This is a genomic window from Frankia sp. CgMI4 (assembly GCF_001756285.1).
In the GTDB taxonomy this organism is placed as follows: Bacteria; Actinomycetota; Actinomycetes; order Frankiales; family Frankiaceae; genus Frankia; species Frankia casuarinae.
Genome location: NZ_MAQZ01000048.1, coordinates 61417 through 77508 on the forward strand (window position 1 = coordinate 61417; position 16092 = coordinate 77508).

The 16092-nt window shown below is 68.1% G+C and carries 14 protein-coding genes; 3 read left to right on the forward strand and 11 right to left on the reverse strand.

Annotation, left to right across the window (positions count from 1 at the left end):
• Positions 1-64: 64 nt before the first annotated feature.
• The 4 genes from nifK to nifV all read right to left on the reverse strand — a co-directional run bounded on the left by nifK (position 65) and on the right by nifV (position 5463).
• Entirely contained in the window at positions 65-1621 is a 1557-nt protein-coding gene (gene nifK, locus Manayef4_RS05980) for a nitrogenase molybdenum-iron protein subunit beta (RefSeq protein ID WP_070130918.1), read from the reverse strand.
• A gap of 67 nt (positions 1622-1688) precedes the next feature.
• Positions 1689-3149 (reverse strand): nitrogenase molybdenum-iron protein alpha chain, encoded by a 1461-nt coding sequence (gene nifD / locus Manayef4_RS05985; protein ID WP_070130919.1) that lies wholly within the window; start codon positions 3147-3149, stop codon positions 1689-1691.
• A gap of 43 nt (positions 3150-3192) precedes the next feature.
• Positions 3193-4056: a nitrogenase iron protein gene (nifH, locus tag Manayef4_RS05990; protein ID WP_070130940.1), complete on the reverse strand. Its 864-nt coding sequence runs from the start codon at positions 4054-4056 to the stop codon at positions 3193-3195.
• 201 nt (positions 4057-4257) lie between these two features.
• On the reverse strand, positions 4258-5463 hold the full coding sequence (gene nifV, locus Manayef4_RS05995; RefSeq protein WP_070130920.1) for a homocitrate synthase: 1206 nt from the start codon (positions 5461-5463) through the stop codon (positions 4258-4260).
• Between the two features lie 742 nt (positions 5464-6205).
• Here nifV and Manayef4_RS06000 point away from each other — a divergent pair.
• Complete coding sequence (locus Manayef4_RS06000) at positions 6206-6643, forward strand: hypothetical protein (RefSeq protein ID WP_070130921.1); 438 nt, start codon at positions 6206-6208, stop codon at positions 6641-6643.
• A 128-nt stretch (positions 6644-6771) separates the two neighbouring features.
• On the opposite strand, the gene Manayef4_RS23950 is transcribed toward Manayef4_RS06000, so the two are convergent.
• A complete protein-coding gene (locus Manayef4_RS23950) occupies positions 6772-6999 on the reverse strand; it encodes a hypothetical protein (RefSeq protein WP_041258067.1) in 228 nt (75 codons plus the stop codon).
• 2273 nt (positions 7000-9272) lie between these two features.
• Here Manayef4_RS23950 and Manayef4_RS06005 point away from each other — a divergent pair.
• A complete protein-coding gene (locus Manayef4_RS06005) occupies positions 9273-9695 on the forward strand; it encodes a TOBE domain-containing protein (protein WP_011438847.1) in 423 nt (140 codons plus the stop codon).
• Positions 9696-9773: 78 nt separating this feature from the next.
• Complete coding sequence (locus tag Manayef4_RS06010) at positions 9774-10919, forward strand: site-2 protease family protein (RefSeq protein ID WP_023840000.1); 1146 nt, start codon at positions 9774-9776, stop codon at positions 10917-10919.
• A 49-nt stretch (positions 10920-10968) separates the two neighbouring features.
• On the opposite strand, the gene Manayef4_RS06015 is transcribed toward Manayef4_RS06010, so the two are convergent.
• The 6 genes from Manayef4_RS06015 to Manayef4_RS06040 are packed head-to-tail and all read right to left on the reverse strand — an operon-like array spanning position 10969 to position 16075.
• The gene (locus Manayef4_RS06015) at positions 10969-11502 is read right to left on the reverse strand and encodes a hydrogenase maturation protease (RefSeq protein ID WP_070130922.1); all 534 of its coding nucleotides are present in this window, start codon (positions 11500-11502) and stop codon (positions 10969-10971) included.
• Positions 11460-12752: a Ni/Fe hydrogenase subunit alpha gene (locus Manayef4_RS06020; protein ID WP_070130923.1), complete on the reverse strand. Its 1293-nt coding sequence runs from the start codon at positions 12750-12752 to the stop codon at positions 11460-11462. Before Manayef4_RS06020 ends, Manayef4_RS06015 begins: the two co-directional genes overlap by 43 nt.
• The gene (locus tag Manayef4_RS06025; RefSeq protein ID WP_070130941.1) at positions 12739-13563 is read right to left on the reverse strand and encodes an oxidoreductase; all 825 of its coding nucleotides are present in this window, start codon (positions 13561-13563) and stop codon (positions 12739-12741) included. Before Manayef4_RS06025 ends, Manayef4_RS06020 begins: the two co-directional genes overlap by 14 nt.
• 11 nt (positions 13564-13574) lie before the next feature.
• Positions 13575-14462: an FAD/NAD(P)-binding protein gene (locus Manayef4_RS06030; protein WP_254665483.1), complete on the reverse strand. Its 888-nt coding sequence runs from the start codon at positions 14460-14462 to the stop codon at positions 13575-13577.
• The gene (locus Manayef4_RS06035; RefSeq protein ID WP_011438853.1) at positions 14434-14901 is read right to left on the reverse strand and encodes a cyclic nucleotide-binding domain-containing protein; all 468 of its coding nucleotides are present in this window, start codon (positions 14899-14901) and stop codon (positions 14434-14436) included. The genes Manayef4_RS06030 and Manayef4_RS06035 overlap by 29 nt, the downstream gene beginning before the upstream one ends.
• Complete coding sequence (locus Manayef4_RS06040) at positions 14888-16075, reverse strand: 4Fe-4S dicluster domain-containing protein (RefSeq protein WP_023839997.1); 1188 nt, start codon at positions 16073-16075, stop codon at positions 14888-14890. The genes Manayef4_RS06035 and Manayef4_RS06040 overlap by 14 nt, the downstream gene beginning before the upstream one ends.
• Between the last annotated feature and the right edge of the window lie 17 nt (positions 16076-16092).

Genomic DNA, 16092 nt, shown 5'->3' on the forward strand with positions numbered 1-16092 from the left:
CCGGCCGACCACGTTCAGATCCGGCCGGGAGCCGGACCGGCCACAGCTGTGCCCGGTCGGACGCTCAGCGGACGACGTCGAAGCTGTGGTCGGGGCTGGTGCGGTCCAACTCGTCGAGCACCGTGTTGACGAGCTGGGTGAGCAGGTGCAGACCGCCGGTGTAGCCGACGATCGGGAAGCGGTGCAGGTGGTGCCGGTCGAAGATCGGGAAACCGACCCGGACCAGCGGCACGTTCGCCTCCCGGGAGATGTACTTCAGGTACGAGCTCCCAATGAGCAGGTCGACCGGCTCGGTGAAGACCAGCGACCGCAGGTGCCAGAGGTCCTTGCCCGGYCAGACGGTCGCCGCCTCRCCGAACTTGCTAGTCGAGAGGACCTTCTCCAGCCTGGGCGCGAAGGAGTTGTCGGCGTTCGTGCTCAGCAGGTGGACCGGGATCATCCCGAGTTCGAGGGCGAAGCCGGTCATCGCGATGACGAGGTCAGGGTCACCCGCGATGGCGACCCGCTTGCCGTGCAGATAGGCATGCGAGTCGGTGAGCGCGTCCACCAGGCGGCCACGCTCGGCGGTGAGCTCGGCCGGGATCTCGACCTCCGCCAGGCGGGCCACCTCAGTCAGGAAGCGGTCGGTGTTCTTCACCCCGATAGGGGTCTCGAGCACCACCGTCTCCTGCTTCCACCCGTCCCGGACGAACTCCGTCGTCTTGCGGGTGGTGGTCTCCTGAAGCATCACGGTAGCGCGGCTGAACCGAGCCGTGGCGGCCTCGGCGAGCGGGGTACCACCTGGGTAGAGCTCGTACTCACCCGTCGCCGGCGAGTCCAGGGAGCTGCTGTGGTCGCCCAGGATCAGGGGGTCGACACCCATCAGCTCGAGGATGCGGCGGTACTCGCGGTGGTTGCCGACGTAGGTCTCGAAGCCGGGCACGATGTTCAGCCGGGGCTTCCCGGGGGACTCGACCTTGTCGGCGTCCGCTGTCCTGCTCAGGAGCTCCAGGATGCCCTTGAGCATGCTGTCGTAGCCGGTGAGGTGCGAGCCCACGAAGCTCGGCGTGTGCGCGTACGGCACCGGGTAGTCGGCGGAGATCGCGCCCTTGTCCCGCGCCGCGCCGATGTAGGCGAACAGGTCCTCCCCGATCACCTCGGCCATGCAGGTGGTGCTGACCGCGACCATCTTGGGCTTGTACAGGGTGGTCGCGTTCTCGAGCGCCTCGACCAGGTTGTTCAGCCCGCCGAAGACGGCGGCGTCTTCGGTCATCGACGAGGATGCCGCCGGGACGGGCTCCTTGAAGTRCCGGGCGAAGTGGCTGCGGAAGTAGGCGACGCAGCCCTGCGAGCCGTGCACCAGGGGCATGGTGCCCTCGAAGCCGAGGCCCGCCAGGACCGCGCCGAGCGGCTGGCACGCCTTGGCCGGGTTGACGGTCAGCGCCTCCCGGGCGAAGTTCTTCTCCCGGTACTCCCAGCCGCGGGTCCACTCCAGGACCCGGGCGACCTCGGCGGCGTCGCTGCCGTTCTCGAACTCGCRCTTGCCCTCGAACTGCTTCTGGTAGACCTCGTCCTTGAACAGCTCGCTGTGGTCGAGGACCCGCAGCGGGACGGAACTGTTTGTTTCCGGAGTCGTCGTCACCGGACATCCTCCCTTCTACCGTGGCTGATGACTGCCGGCTACCGCCGGCGGGGGCCGGACCGGCCGGTCAGAACACCTCTCCGGCCTTCGACCAGGGGGTCTCCATGAGGTCCCAGGTCGGGCTGTTGATCGCGATGTCCATRTCACGGGCGAAGACCGCGAAGCCGYCCACGCCGTGGTATGGCCCRGAGTAGTCCCAGGAGTGCATCTGGCGGAAGGGGACGCCCATCTTGTGGAAGACGTACTTCTCCTTGACGCCCGCGCCCATCAGGTCCGGCTTGAGCCGCTTGGCGAACTCCTCCAGCTCGAAGGCCGTCGGGTCGTCGTAGAGGACCACGCCCTCCGCGAGAGCGGGGTAAGTACGGGTGTAGTCGTCCTTGTGCGCGAACTCGTAGCCGGTGCCGACGACCTCCATGCCGAGGTCCTCGTAGGCACCGATGGTGTGYCGGGGCCGCAGTCCGCCGACCGCGAGCATGACCCGCTTGCCTTCCAGGCGCGGCCGGAAGGCGTTCGTGATCTCGTCGAACCGGACCTGGTAGCGGGCGATCGCAGCCTCGGTCTTCTGCTTGATCTCGTCGTCGAAGAAAGCCGCGATCTTCCGCATCGAATCGACGATCTTGGTAGGACCGAAGAAGTTGAACTCGGTCCACGGAGTGCCGTAGCGCTCCTCCATGGTCGTGCAGATGTAGTTCATCGACCGGTAGCAGTGGATCAAGTTCAGCTTCGACAGGTGCGTCGAGGCCATCTCGTTGATCGTGCCGTCACCGGACCACTGGGCGATGACCCGCAGGCCCATCTCCTCCAGGATCTTCCGGGAGGCCCAGGCGTCGCCGCCGATGTTGTAGTCGCCGATGAGCGCGACGTCATACGGCRTCTGCTTGAAGGTGTTCCCGCCGGTACCCAGCACGTGGTCGCGGACCGCGTCGTTGGCGATGTGGTGGCCGAGGGACTGGCTGACCCCGCGGAACCCCTCGCAGCGCACYGGGACGACCGGCAGCTCGAGCTTCTTCGAGGCCTTGCGGGAAACCGCCTCGATGTCATCGCCGATCAGACCGATCGGGCACTCGGACTGGACCGAGATCCCCTTGGCCAGCGGGAACAGCTCGACGATCTCGTCGCAGACCGTCTCCAGCTTCGGGTCACCGCCGAAGAYGATGTCCTTCTCCTGGAAGTCGGTCGTGAACTGCATCGCGGCGAAGTTATTCACGCCCCAGGGGCCGCGGGCGTAGTTGCGCCGGGTGGCCCAGGAGTACTGGCCACAGCCGACCGGGCCGTGGCTGATGTTGACGATGTCCTTGACCGGGCCCCACACCACACCCTTGGAACCGGCGTAGGCGCAGCCGCGGATCGTCATGACCCCCGGGCGGGATTTGATGTTGGACTTGACCTCGCACTCCTTCGACCCATCGGGGTCGTTGGCCTTGAGGTGCTTGGCCCGGAACTTGGYCGTCTTCGCAGGGTAGTTAGACAGCACCTCGGCGATCATCGCCTCGGTCTCGGCCTTGATAGGTGCCGGYGTCGTCGTCATGGTCGGGACCTCATCCTCGACGGAGTCGGAGCAGGTGACAGGGTCAGGCGACAGCGGCGGCCTTGCCGATGATGCTCTCGTCCTCCTGCTCCATGATCCCGAACTCGATGAGGAGCTCCTCGAGCTCGTCCATGGTGATCGGCGTCGGGATGGTCTTCATGTCGTTGTCGACGATCTTCTTGGYGAGCTGCCGGTACTGGTCGGCCTGCTCGTTCTTCGGGTCGTACTCGATGACCGTCATCCGGCGCAGCTCGGCGTGCTGCACGACGTTGTTGCGCGGGATGAAGTGGATCATCTGGGTGTTGAGCCGGCGGGCGAGCTCAATGATCAGCTCGTCCTCGCGGTCGGTGTTGCGGCTGTTGCAGATGAGCCCGCCGAGCCGGACACCACCGGAGTGCGCGTACTTGRGGATGCCTCGGGCGATGTTGTTCGCCGCGTACATCGCCATCATCTCGCCGGAGGTGACGATGTAGATCTCCTGCGCCTTGCCCTGGCGGATCGGCATCGCGAACCCGCCGCAGACGACGTCACCGAGGACGTCGTAGGTGACGAAGTCGAGGTCCTCGTAGGCRCCGGCCTCCTCCAGGTAGCTGATGGAAGTGATGACACCGCGGCCGGCACAGCCCACACCGGGCTCCGGGCCACCGGACTCGACGCACTTGATGCCCCACTGGCCCTCTACCAGGACCTCGTCGAGCTCCAGGTCCTCGACCGAGCCCTTCTCGGCAGCCAGCTGGATGACGGAGGTCTGGGCCTTGGAATGCAGGATGAGCCGGGTCGAGTCGGCCTTGGGGTCGCAGCCGACGATCATGACCTTCTTGCCCATCTCGGCCATCGCCGCCATGGTGTTCTGCTGGGTGGTGGACTTGCCGATACCACCCTTGCCATAGAATGCGATCTGGCGCATGCGGTGTTCCTCCTCGGAACGGTTGCCCAGCGCAGGGGGCACCGGTGCCACGACCACGCCGATCGGGCAGGTCGGGCCGCGAGAGCCCCTGGGCTGGAGTCGTGCCGCCGGCCGGGTTTGGCCGGGACATCGGCACAACCGTTAGTTGTTGATCTACCCCGTTGCGTCTGTCAGCCGGGTCCGGGTCCTGCCGGACCCGGCCTAGGACGGCGGGGCCTCCACTCGGGGGGCCGGCACTTCGGCCCGCCCGAGAAGCTCCTGGAAGTCACGGCCGTGCAGGCCGCGCTTCGTCTGGGTCGCCGTGGTCCGGACCCGCTCAAGCAGCGGCTCGATCTCGCTGTCGTCGGCGGTGATGCCGTACTGGGCCAGCGCGTAACGCACCGAGGCCCGGCCACTATGCTTCCCGAACGCGAGCCGCCGTTGCCCRCCGACTTCGGCGGGGTCGAACGGCTCGTAGGTCGACGGGTGTCGCAGCACGCCGTGGACGTGGATCCCCGACTCGTGCGCGAACACCGACTCACCGACCACCGCCTTGCCTACCGGCAGCGGGCGGCAGGCGGCCCGGGCCACCATCCGCGCGAGCCTGCGGAACGAGGTGGTGTCCAAGTCCACCGGCACCTTCAACAGGTGCCGCAGGGCCATCGCCACCTCCTCGAGCGGGGCGTTGCCGGCCCGTTCCCCCAGACCCAGCACCGTGGTGCTAACCCAGGTGAATCCGGCCTGAACCGCGGCGAGGGTGTTTGCGGTCGCCAGACCGAAGTCGTCGTGGGCGTGGATCTCCCACTCCCCCGGGACCGCCTGGACCAGCCGGCCGAGCCGGGTGTAGGCGCCGACCGGGTCCAGCAGACCGACCGTGTCGGYCCAGCGGATCCGGGTGGCGCCCCACTCGCGCAGCTCGCCGGCCAGCTCGATGACGAAGTTGTCGTCCGCGCGGGAGGCGTCCTCCAGGCCGACGCTGAATCGCAGCCCGCGGTCGGCCGCGTCGAAGACGCAGTCGCGGATGCGGCGCCGCGCCCATCCCCGGTCCCGGCCCAGCTTGCTCTTCAGATGCAGGTCGGAGACGGGAATGGTGAGGTGCGCGGTGACAATTCCGCAGGACACCGCGGCATCGATGTCGCGGCGGTCGGCCCGGCACCACGCCACCACGCCGGCCTGGGGTTGCGTCGCGAGGATCTCCCGCAGGACATCCCGTTCGGCGGGTCCCATGGCAGGTATTCCGGCCTCGATCTGGTGTACGCCGATGGCGTCCAGAGCAGCGGCGATGGCAAGTTTCTCGGCTGCGGTGAATGCCACTCCAGGCGCCTGCTCGCCGTCGCGCAGGGTGGTGTCGCAAAACCTGACCGGCGCGGCCGGCTCGACCGTAGGCGCGGATGAGCTGGGAAAACGGGGACCGGGCACTGTCATCACCAGCCGTCGATCGAGAACAGAAGGCCATGGGATCGCCCCCGAACAGTGGTTCTTCGTTTGTCCGGTGGCGACACGAAGAACACTAGGAGCCGTTTATTTCAGCCCTGCAAGCCCCGGTAACTTCGGCGTTAACAGGTATTCCGTCGGGATGACTGGAAGCTTCTCCCKAAAGATACCTCGAAGGATATTCTCAAGGAAAAATCTTTAATTAAAATTTTCCTGGAAACTTTCCCCCGTGGCGCCGCCCACATAGCCCCGGGCGCGCCGCCGAAGTGGTCCGGAGCACACGGTACGCCAGGAAGATCGCCCGATTACGGGGATCCCCCAGCTCCGTCGGCGCGATGTAGATGACAGTAGCAAACGCCCCGTGCAGATGAGATGTTATCGGAACATTCGAACAAGAGTTTCAGCGAGGTACCTGCCATGTTACGTAGAGATGTCGGCGCTATCGATGCTGGTCACGGCGGATGAACAAGATGACTCACATTCATGTTGGCAGCTTCCCGACCGCCGCGCGATCCCGATCACCAGGATTAACTTTTCCGAAACCGACAAGGTCCGTCGTGAGTGGACCTCGCCCGAGGAGTCGGTTATCTTATGGATAACAGTTATTTTCCGCCGGGCGACGCCGGGCGACGCCGACCTGGCAGCACGCAGTGCTTTCCTATGGAGAGCGGAAGGAGCTGGGCGTGTCGGTTCGCGCATACGTGGAGTACTTGGGTTGCCAGTCGGGATGGTAGAGATGACGGACACGCAGATGGTCGGCGTGCCGTCCGACCCGCCGGGAACGTGGGAGGACCTGCGTGCGACCGTAGTAGGCAACAACGGTGTCTTCCGGATCAACATGGGGACACTGCGGGAGATCGGCGGCTATGRCCGATTGGGTACCAACGTGCGGCAGATCCTGAGCCGGAACCTCGCCGGCATCGGTCTCGGGCACCTGCCCACGGAACTACCGTCCTACCAGGACAAAGAGGTTCTGCTCTTCCAGTTCGGCACACCGGCGGCAGAGATCGTCGAGGCGGTCCGGGAGGGCGCCTCCGACGGAGCTGAATCCGCGCTGGTCAGGCTGAACTCCTCGCAGGACATCGCGAAGGTGCGCGACGCCTCACTCAAGGCTGTCGAGCTCCTCTCGATTCTGAACGACCGCTGCCGGGACTGCATGCGCCCGCTGCATTAAGCGACCGGTGGCCGTCACCTCCGTCGCCGGCCTGACGGTCGGCGACGGAGGTGTCTGGTCGTGGCTGCCGGAGGCGGTGGACCGCCAGGTCAACCGGGGGAAATCCGGCAGCTTCGTGTTCGTCACGCCTATGTTTGATCATGGCCGCGAACCACGGCGTGGGAACGACGGCGACAAAGCGTCATCGTGGCGACGGCGCTGTCCCGCTCCGCCCACGCCATCGCCCAGTGGAAGTGGCCATATCGTGGCTGACCGTCATGGTTGGCGGCACGGACCGGGACGGCGGGCGGCGTTTTCCAACGCCACCCGCCGTCTTCGGCATTGAACTCGCCGTTGAGCTTGGCGTTGAACGCCATGAGACAATGCACCGTCGATCGAATCCCGCATCGCCGGGACGGCCCCCGCATTCGCGGAGCGCACTTGCATTTGCCGGAACGCACCTGCGCTGTCGGCCTGCCCCCGTATTTACCCGGCGCCCCGCATTGTTGTTGAGCACTCGCATTCGCCGGACGCCGCTGCACTCGCATTCGCCGGACGCCGCTGCACTCGCATTCGCCGGACGCCGCTGCACTTGCATTGAGCGCCCGGAACAGACGTGGATGCCTTCGGTGGCCGCCCGGTCCGGCGTCCCGTATCCGTGGCGTCAGGGGTGGAGTCAGGCCGCGGTGCCGGTTGTTCCGGCCGGCCCCGTCGACGGAGGCAGGCGGGCGGGATTCGACGCCGGCAATCCGGTGGTTCGACTGTTATCGATGACCACTACCGGGAACTGTACGGCCAGCAGCTCACCGGTATCGGCGTCGACTCACTGCCGGTGGACTGGCAGCGCGAGCAGCTTGAGTGGTTCGCCGCCGACGTCGCCCCCCGAACTGCGTCGCCCCCCGAACTGCGTCGGGCGTATCCGAGCACCCGCTGGGAGCCGCAGGATTCGGCCCAGACCGCGTCACAGGCTTCGACGTAGGCCGCGTCACGGGCCTCGTCACGGGCTTCGACGTAGGCCCCGTCACGGGCCCCGTCACGGGCTTCGACGCAGGTCCCGTCACGGGCCCCGTCACGGGCTTCGACGCAGGTCCCGGTTGGCTGACCCCGATCAGCCGAGAGATGTCGGCCGCCGCGGATCGCCGGCCGAGAGCCGACGACTGCTGACGGGGGTCCGCGGCACCACCCACAGGAACGCTCCGAACCCCGGATCGATGGTCGCGCGACGCAACGCCGCCAACACCACGCGTACGTGAAAGGCTCCGCAGGAAACCGAGAAGCCTTTTTCCATACCGCAACCATGCCCCCAACCGACCAAGCGCCGCGACCGGCGCAGGCGTGCCGCTATAGCAAGTGATGAGTGAGCGCGCACTTGCGCTAACTCCAGCCGGCAGCCGAGCTAGCAGGCGGGCGCTAACTGTTGAAAGCGTATCAGCTAGCACGGCAATCACCGCTCGACCACTTCTCGTCCGGCTTATCGAAGGTCAGTCCGTCTCGTCGGACCGGTCCAGTGATACCACCGCCGCGCGACGAGCGGATCGGGCGACCGCGCCGCACCGATCACAATGCACAGCCAGCCGCACATCCAGACATCCGGCCGACCATGAACGCGGTGCCGAGGAGGAACGGTCCCCTCAACGTCGTTGACCGAYGCCCGTTCCGGAGCACTCCAGCGGCGGTTCCAGCGCGAGGGATGCGCACCCCTACGAGGTARTCCGACACCGGAAGCGGGGGTACCCCTTCTGGCCCCCTCATCGGGAGGTAGGCCATGGCCCGGAACATTCTCGGCTTCCCTGAACACCGTTCCCCGCAGGCGTGTCGGGAATACGGATGACGGGGACAGCCGGGTACAGCGAAAACAGCCCTACGAGGCCCTCCGCAAGCCCCCTACGGGGTTAGTCCGGAGGTTGGCTCGGGGGTTAGTCTGGGGGTAGTCCGGCCTAGGCGCCGGTTCCACCGTCGGCAGCCGTTGCCATCGGCCGCCGGCCATCGGCCATCGGCCATCGTGATTCTCCGCGGCTCGGCTACCCGGTCGGCTACCCGGGGCAGCCGCTCGGACGGTCCGCCGAGAGTTGCCGTTGTTTAATGTTGTGCGCTTTCGTTGCTTCAGCACGATTGCCCGATGTCATACGACGATGATCTGTTGTTGCGGGGGTGGACGCCAGTCGGATGATCGGCGGGGCTGCCGCCGAGGGAGGCCGGGATTTCTTTGGGTCGCAGACGTGGGTGGATCAGGCGCGGGTGACCTGGCGCCCATGCTGGCGGCGAGGTAGGTGTGTTGTCTGACATGACAGTGGGTAACAGTAGAGCTTCTGGCGACATTTCCTGCCTATCCGTTGTGTCAAGGCAGTGTTCTGTCGGTGCGGGGCGCCTGCGTGCGGGAGGCCGGACTCTCGGGGTCGGTGGTCGACATCGACCTGTTCGGGGTAGGCGAACCGGTGGCACCGCACTGCCCGCTCCCCCCGACGCGGGCGGTGCGACCCGCACGGACCGATCAGGCGCGACCGCCTGTCGGACATCACTCGTCCGCAGGACCCTTCCGCACGACTGTTCCGCACGACTCTTCTGCAGGTGAGGCATGTACGCGGCACGGACGGACGGGTAGGAGTTGACTGACGGCACCTGGCGGCACCCGAGAGGACAAGGTGGACCGATGAGCCTGAGCATCCGCAACCGACTGACCGGAACCGTCACCGACATCACCGAAGGTGCGGTGATGAGCACCGTGACCGTCGATCTTTCCGGCGGGCAGACCGTCACCGCCGCGGTGACCCTTGATGCGATCAAGGATCTCGGCCTCTCGGTGGGGGCCACCGTCGAGATTCTGATCAAGTCCACCGAGGTGGCGCTGGCCACGGGCGGCGTRGACGGTCTGAGCATCCGTAACCGGCTGCGCGGCACGGTATCCAGCCTGGAGACCGGCGGTGCCATGGCCGTCGTGCACATCGCCCTCGACGGTGGCGGCGTGCTCACCGCGGCGATCACCCTGGCCGCCGCGACCGACCTCGCYCTGGCCGCGGGTTCCTCGGTGACTGCCCTGGTCAAGTCGACGGAGGTGGCCCTCGCGACAGCCTGACGGGGCCGGCTGCGCGCTTAACCGCGGAGTCGAGCCGGGTCTTGGTCCCGGGGCACGTTCGAACAGGGGAGAGACGCTGTGCGGGCGACCTTCGTGGTGGGACGGATCGCTGGAGTCCGGATCGGGGTCCACTGGAGCGTGCTGCTCATCTTCGGCATCATCGCGTTCGGCCTCGCGCAGGGCCGCCTCCCACAGGCCTACCCGGGCCATGCCCTGGTGGTGTACTGGGTGGCGGCTCTTGCCGCCGCAGTGGTTTTCTTCGCCTCGCTGCTCGCCCACGAGGTGGCGCAYGCCGTGGTGGCCCGGCGCAACGGGGTGGCCGTGGACGACATCGTGTTGTGGCTGCTGGGCGGGGTGGCCCGGCTGAAGTCGGAGGCGTCGAGCCCGGCAGCGGAGCTGCGGATCGCGGGTGTCGGCCCACTCGTCAGCCTCTTGCTGGGCGGGCTCCTCGTGCTGGGCGCCTGGCTGCTCGCCCTGGCGTCCGCGCCCGAACTCCTGGTCGAGGTGGTGGCCTGGCTGGCGGGCATCAACCTGCTGCTCGCCGTCTTCAACGCCTTTCCGGCCGCTCCGCTCGACGGTGGGCGGCTGCTGCGCGCCTTCCTGTGGTGGCGTACGGGAGATCGGCTGCGGGCGACCGCCGGGGCCACCGCGGCCGGACGCGTCCTCGGCTGGCTGCTCGTCGTTCTGGGACTCCTCGTGTTCATGAGAGGCGGCGGATTCGGCTGGCTCTGGCTGGCCCTGATCGGCTCGTTCCTCATCGCGGCCGCCACCGCCGAGGGACGGCAGGCGCAGTTGCGCGGTGTGCTCGCCGGCGTCCCGGTACATGACGCCATGACGACGAAACCGCTCACGGTGCCCGCGGCCCTGACCGTCGCGGACCTGCTGGCCGGCCCGCTGTACCGGTACCGGCACTCGGCGTTCCCGGTGACCGGCGAGAACGGAGTCCCGGTCGGGCTGGTGACCCTGGACGGCGCCAAGCAGGTGCCGCCGGAGAAGAGCGGCACGGTAACGGTAAGCGAGGTGATGGTGCCACTGTCGCGGACCACCATCGCGGGTCCCGACGACCCGCTGGCGGATCTGCTGCCGCGCATGGAGCCCGGCGCCGAGCACCGCGTCCTGGTGATGGATCAAGGCAGACTCGTCGGGATCCTGTCCCTGTCGGACATCAGCCGCACGGTGACGTGGCTGATGAACGCCGCCCCCGGGCCGCGCGAAGTCCCGTGACCGAACCCCACCGCCAACGCGGGCCTTCGGCTACCGCGGTTGGCGGCGGTCAGCGGAGATCGTGGGGTTCCCTGGCGGCATCGTCAGGTTCCCTGGCGGCATAGATCGCTGTTTCGGCGCGGATGGCGGCGGCCACGTTTCGGGCCGCCGCCGCGACCTCGGGGTCAAGTCCGAGGCCTGCGGAGAAGGTATGGCCGCAGATTGCGTAGATGACGAGATGCCGGGGAAGCCAGCCGAGTGTTCGGCTGATCTCGATGGTGTCCGCGAGGCCGAGCGCGTGGGTCGATGGCCCGACGAGATCCGCCGGTAGTGTGCGCTCGTTGGCCGGTATGCGGTGCACAGTTCCGGGCGGGGCCGCGGAATGGGCGGCGTCGATGATCCAGACGGCGTCGGCCCCTTCCCAGGCGGCGAACRGCCCTGTCGGCTCGCCGGCGCCTTCGAGTACGTCGACGCCGGCTGGGAGCGTGCAGCGTAGCTGCCGCGCGACTGCCAGGCCGACGGCGTCGTCGTGTCGGTAGGGATTGCCGATCCCGATGACGGTCAGCCGTGTTCGATGTGGAGAGTCAGGAAGTGGGTCGCACATGAGATGCAGGGGTCGTAGTTGCGGATGGCCCGTTCGCAGCGCAGGGCGAGTTCGGGCTCCGGCAGGTTCATGAAGCGTTCCACCACACCGCGCAGGTCTTCTTCGATCGGACGTTGGTTCTGGGCGGTTGGTGGCACGATCTTTGCGTCGAGGATGGTGCCGTTGTGGTCGATCGTGTAGCGGTGGTAGAGCAGGCCGCGGGGTGCCTCCGTGACCCCGTATCCGGTTCCCGCCCGGGGCGGGGCCTCCAGCGCGGAGGGGTCGGGCTCGGTGTAGTCCGCGATGATCCGCAGCGCCTCGTCGGCGGCGTGGACCATCTCGATGCAGCGCACGATGATGCTGCGGTAGGGGTTGCGCTCCGGTGGGCGCAGGCCGATCTCGGCGGCGGTCTCGCGGGCGGCGGGCGCCAGCCGCTCCGCGCCCAGCGCGAAGCGAGCCAGCGGTCCGGTGAGGTAGGAGCCGCCCGCGGCCAGGGTCGAGTGCAGGGCGTTCGACCAGGGCACCTGTTCTTCGGTGAAGTGCCGGTCGTAGTCGGCCGGGGCGATGTCGAGGCCAGCGGTGGAGGCGATCCGGCCGCGCTCAACGGGGTATTCGCCAGGTTGGTGGAGCGCGACGAAGGTCTGGTGGAGTTCGTCTTCGGGGAAGTCCAGGGCGGCGGTGAATCGGGCCGTGTCCCGGGCGATGTCTCGCGCCTGTTCCRGTTGCCCGACAAGCTCGGTCAGGTCACGCCGGCGTGGTGCCCGGTACCAGCCGCCGACCCGCGCGTTGACGGGGTGGATCGCGCGGCCGCCGATGACCGTCATGAGCGTGTTGCCGGCCTTCTTCAGCGTGAGTCCCAGCTTGACCAGGGCGGGCTGGTCCTGGGCAAGATGCAGTGCGCTGTCGTAGCCGAGGAAGTCCGGTAGGTGCAGCAGGAAGACGTGTAGTGCGTGACTCTCGATCCATTCACCGCAGTAGATGAGCCGCCGTAGGGCGGCGGGTGGGCCGGTGACCGTGACGTCGCAGATTTGTTCGATGGCCGCCAGCGCGCTCATCTGGTAGGCGACCGGGCAGATGCCGCAGATCCGGGCGGYGATGTCGGGTGGCTCGGTGTAGGCCCGGCCGCGGAGGAACGCCTCAAAGAAGCGCGGCGGTTCGAAGATCTTCAGGTGGGCCTCGTCCACCCGCCCGTCGGTGATCTTGATTAGCAGCCTTCCTTCGCCCTCGACCCTGGTGAGTGGGGGAGGTGCGATGGTCCTAGTCGCGCGCATCGGTCTCACCGCTTCCCGAACCCTCGCCGGGGGCGTCGCGGAATGCCGGCGCGGCGGTGTTGAACGTCCGGAACACTCGGTCGACGTTGTCCTCGTTCATCCCGAGGACCCGTAGCTGGCGGATCAACGCGGGGGTGTTGGGGCTCTCCATCGGGCCGAAACAGCCGTAACAGCCGCGGTGATAGGCCGGGCAGATCGCACCRCATCCGGCATGCGTGACGGGGCCGAGGCACGGCGTGCCGTGCGCGACCATCACGCACACCGTCCCCCGCCGTTTGCATTCGGTGCAGACGGCGGACGAGGAGATGTTCGGGCGTCGGCGAGCGAGGAACGCGCTGATGACTTCGAGGAGCTGGCGAGGGTTGATCGGGCAGCCCTGGAGTTCGAAGTCCACCCGGACGTGCGTGGAGATCGGGGTGGAGGTYGCCAACGTCGAGACGTACGCCGGGGTGGCGTAGACGGCCGCGAGGAAGTCACCGACGTCGGCGAAGTTGCGGAGCGCCTGGATGCCGCCGGCGGTCGCGCAGGCGCCGATTGTGACCAGACGCCGGGACGCGGCCCGGACCTGGTGGATGCRTTCCACGTCCTGTTCGGTGGTGACCGAGCCCTCGACGAGGGAGAGGTCGTAGGGACCGTCGACGGTCGCGCTGGATGCCTCCAGGAAGTAGGAGACGTCGATCTCGCCGGCGAGCGAGAGCAGCTCATCTTCGCAGTCGAGCAGGGTGAGCTGGCAGCCGTCGCAGGAGGCGAACTTCCAGACGGCGAGCCGGGGCCTGGCTGGGCTGGTCGGCGTCGGCGTCGGCGTAGACATCGGCATCGGCATCACAGCTCCCGGACGGCGAGCAACGGTTCCAGGCGGTCGTAGCCGCAGACCGGTCCGTCCAGACAGAGCATCAGCGGGCCGAGCTGGCAGCGGCCGCAGTGACCGAGGYCRCAGTGCATGTTGYGTTCCATGGACAGGTGGATGCGGTCGGCGAGTACGCCGGCGTCGACCAGGGCCCGTGCGGTCAGCCGCATCATGATCTCGGGTCCGCAGGTGAACGCGACGGTTCTGGCCGGATCGAAACGCACGTGCGGGAGGAGGGTGGTGACGACGCCGACCCGGCCGTCCCATCCGGGCCGCGCACCGTCGACGGTCACCAGGGCTTGGAGGTCGGTGCGGTCCTGCCAACCGGCCAGCTCCCGGCGGTAGAGGATGTCCGCGGGTGTACGGGTGCCGACGAGCACGACCACGTTGCCGTAGTCGGCGCGCCGTCGCAGGATCTGCCGGACGACCGGCCGCAGCGGCGCCAGCCCGAGCCCGCCCGCGACCACGACGACGTCCAGCCCGGCTGCGGCGCCTACCGGCCAGCCTCGCCCGAACGGGCCACGCACCCCGAGGACGTCGCCCGGGCGGGACGCGCAGATCGCTTCCGTCACCGCGCCGACCGCTCGGACGGTGTRCACAAGCGGGCTGTCGGTACCAGCCGCCACGGAGTCGTCGCCCATCGCCGGGTCGCAGCCCGTCACGGACAGGKGGACCTCGCCGACGCCGAAAGCGTAGACCATGGTGAACTGGCCGGGTGCGGCGATGATCGGAGCGTTGGAGAGCGGCGCGAGTTCCAGGGTCCACGTGTCACCCGTCTCCTGGTGGCGGCGGGTCACCCGGAACGGCCGAGGGGTCATCTCCCCGGCCGCGCCGTCAGCCCTGGCCCGGGTTTGCGTAGACATCGAGCAGCCGCAACCGGGTGGCCTGCAGGCGCTCGATGAGCACCTGCGCAAGGTGGGACAGCACGTCGTAGCCCAGCGCCGGGTCCTGGGAGAACTTCCCGCGTAGGCAGGCACCGTCGATGGCGGTGGCGCGGACCAGCGAGAGGGCACGGGCGTCGAAATGGAGCCGGTACGGCGGGAACAGCCAGGACCAGCCCACCACATTGCCGGCTCCGACGGTCTCGATGGGGACCAGACCCCGGGTCGGGACGAAGGTTTCGATCGCGACCGTGCCGTGCCGGATGACGTAGAGGGTGTCGGCCGGGTCGCCTTCCCGCAGGAGTACGTCGCCCGGGCGGAAGATGGCGTGCCGGGCACACCCGGCGAGGAGGGCGAGGTGGTCCGGGTGCATACCGGCGAAGACGCCGACCTCGCCGAGCGGTGCCTCAACCAACGTCATCGCCGGCCGCGGAGTTCGCTCGAATGGCGGTCAGTTCCTCGGTGACGTCGATGCCGACGGGACACCAGGTGATGCACCGTCCGCAGCCGACGCATCCGGACGTTCCGAACTGGTCGTGCCAGGTGCCGAACTTGTGGGTCAACCACTGGCGGTAGCGGGAGCGTCCGGAGGCACGGACGTTGCCGCCGTGGAGGTAGGAGTGGTCCAGCGAGAAGCAGGACTCCCAGCTGCGCCAGCGCTCCGCCTCACTTCCGGTGAGGTCGCTGACGTCCTCCACCGAGGTGCAGAAGCAGGTTGGGCACACCATCGTGCAGTTGCCGCAGCTCAGGCACCGCTGCGCCACCTCGTCCCACCGTGGATGTTCGAGGTTGTCCGCGAGCAGGTCACGCAGGTCGGCCGCGTCGACGGTGCGTCCCATCCGGTCGGCCGCCCCATCCACGGCCGCCTGGGCCGCGCTCCGGTCGGCGGCTTCGCCCGGGCGCCCCGCCAGCTCGCCCAGTATCTCGACACCCCGAGGGGTGCCCGCCTCGACGAGCAGCCGGTGGTCACCGGCCAGGACTTCGCTGAGGACCAAGTCGTAGCCCTCCCGCACCGCCGGGCCCGTGTTCATCGACACGCAGAAGCAGGTCCCACCCGGCTCGTGGCAGTTCACCGCGACGATGAACACATCGCTGCGGCGAGCAGCGTAGTCGCGGTCGGCGTGGCGCCCCCCGAGCAGGATCCGGTCCTGGGTCGCGATGGCCTGCAGCTCACAGGAACGGACGCCGAGGAATGCCACCGCTGCCCGCGGTAGCGGTTCCTCCGCCACCTCGAAGCCGCCGTCCCCGAAGCCGCCGTCCCCGAAGCCGCCATCGCCGAAGCCGCCATCGCCGTCGCGGCGGGTCGTCAGCAGGCGCAGCCGGGGCGGCAGCAGGTTCTGCTTCCACGAATGCGGCCCCACCGCGTAACCGAACAGCGCCGCGTCGCGACGACGCTCGAGCCGGTAACGACCCGCCTCCTGGACATCGGTCCACCCCACCGGGAGCTGCGCCGCGCTACTGATCTTGTCGTACACGATCGCGCCATCCCGCACCGTCGGGCCGACGACCTGATACCCGCGTGCACGCAGCACGTCAACGAGCGTCCCGAGCACCGCCGGCTCGACGACGAGCTCGGCCACACCTGCGTCCGTCACCTCACCCTCCACTCCCC

Coding starts and splice junctions, on each gene's coding strand:
- Manayef4_RS23950 (WP_041258067.1), bottom strand. CDS start 6,999: ATGGCGTTCAACGCCAAGCTCAACGGCGAGTTCAATGCCGAAGACGGC.
- Manayef4_RS06035 (WP_011438853.1), bottom strand. CDS start 14,901: ATGACGTTGGTTGAGGCACCGCTCGGCGAGGTCGGCGTCTTCGCCGGT.